Source organism: Endozoicomonas sp. SESOKO3 (assembly GCF_024606255.1).
Genome location: NZ_JAHHPR010000094.1, coordinates 1 through 2,090, shown reverse-complemented (window position 1 = coordinate 2,090; position 2,090 = coordinate 1). Strand labels below are relative to the sequence as shown.

Sequence of the window (2,090 nt, the reverse complement as noted above, 5' to 3'; positions counted from 1 at the left end):
GGATATTTTCAGGGACAGGCTGCAAAGGGATTTTATCCTTTCTGCACTGATGAATGTACTGAAATAATGCGTGTAAAAATTGGTTAATCAATTTGATTTCCTGTACCGTTTTTGGACAACGGAAAAAACGAAATTCCAGCGTTGATAATTTTTTGACTTTACTTGCTCCGGTAATATGTAATAAAGAAATAGCCATGTACTTTTCCATATAATCGTCACCCACTCCACCAAGCCCCCTTTGTATAGTCGTCATATGAACAAGTTGGTTATAAAAATGCACAAATTGATTAAGCCTGTCTTTTTTTTCCGAATCATTTTTGCTTTTATAGCTTGACTCTTCAGTACAACCTTCTTCTATTTTTTTATTATATCGATCAATGATCCAATTTAACCGCTTCACTGCAAATAGCTTTGTGTCTGGATTATAATCAGCAAATGTTTTATACCATTTGGCTTCATCGTTCTGCAGGATACGATCATTATTTCCAAATGCCCTCAGCAAAAAAGGGTTTCGCTGGATCTCAGACTCCAAAGCCAGAAGCACACTAGTATCACCCTGAGTGGCACTCAAGACATCGACGTGTTTATGCCCGGAGCTATAATCAATCAACCCGTCTTTGCGCATTGAATCAGTCACTTCAATGACCTTTTCAAAAGATAATTCCGCGAGTTGATCATCAGCATGATAAGGCGTGCAGATTATTTCAAACCACTTCCGAGTATCATAAAAAGGAAACAGGGTAAAGTTACTGTCAAATCCACAGCGTGAATCAAATTTTTTAGCGGTAACGTGGTTAGTTAACTCTTTTTCTGCGAATCGAGATGAAAAAATGCTAACAAGCTTCCCCTCTGAATCAGAAATTACATTTTTTACATCATATTCAAGCTCTTCTCCAAATTTAGGGTTTAATTTGTTTTCCGATTTTGCTTCATTCTCAGTGGATAAAGGGCAACCATCAAAAAGAGTGTCGACAATACCATCACAACGCCGAAAAAAAATAACATCCATAACATGTCGATTAAAAAACTCTCTCATATCAATTTTGTTGATACGCAAAGCAATGGTTAACAAATTACTCGGGTAAAATAATAAACTACCACTATCGATAATTTTTTGCCTGAATTTCACGGCAAAATTAAATATGATAACCAGCTCAGAAAAAAGGCCTCCTGAAGGAAGAAGGGTTTGAAAAAATGGAAATATATCCTTCAGCAATTTCTCGTAGGTGAATTCATTTTTATTCATTAAAAAAAATCTAACATTTGGGATTACATCATTTGGTACGTTCTCTCTTTTGTTGAGATAATCCACCAGAATGTCCCCCAGACTATAAAATAATCGACTCCTGTTTCTTTTAGGTTCCGCTGCCGCTCGTTCGGTAAAAATAGCATTCAGGAAAGACTGTATCTCTTCGACTCGTTTCTGGCTGATGATCTTACCCGCCACATATTTATCGGTGCTGCTTTCAACCGTAAAACACCGATCATGAACCAGACCTTCCCGGTATAAAATAAAATCGATAAAAATTTCTGTTAATTCGTCTCTTTGATCATCTTCATAACTCTCTCTTGCAATTTTTTCGTACCTCAGTGTGTGTATGAGTTTTTTAATGGTATTTCGAAAGCATTTTGCCACTTCATCAGCACTAAATATCTCGCTCGGCCTGCTTTTGACTTCATCTATGCCCTCACAACCGTCAGAATTAAAGCAGTGAGAAACTTTTCGATCAGGAATAGGCTGATTGACCATCTGATGACTGCAATCTGGTACAATACAACCAAATTCTCGCATCTGCTTTATCGGTGCAGAGGATTTATCTTCAACCAATCGCTTTCTTGAAAAACTTTTAACCACTCTCTGCTCTGAATCAAAACTTTCATCATTCTTCTCAGCAAGACTGTTTTTATGAGGTTCGTAAGCATCTGTTACAGTAGTGTTTATATTCATAAATCCCTCTATTGAACACATTTAATTCTCTTAAGCTATACATGCTTTAGACCATTAATTTCCAAAAAAGATCCAGAACAATAATTCATCTAGCAGCCTGTCGGACTTAAGCGTCCGTAGCGAGGATTGCAAGAAATTGAGG

At 37.0% G+C, this 2,090-nt stretch carries 1 protein-coding gene; it reads right to left on the bottom strand.

Going from position 1 to position 2,090, the window contains the following annotated elements; all coding sequences use genetic code 11:
• A partial coding sequence (locus KDK18_RS01500) for a hypothetical protein (RefSeq protein WP_257252682.1) occupies window positions 1–1,948 on the bottom strand: 1,948 nt, incomplete at its 3' end.
• Between the last annotated feature and the right edge of the window lie 142 nt (window positions 1,949–2,090).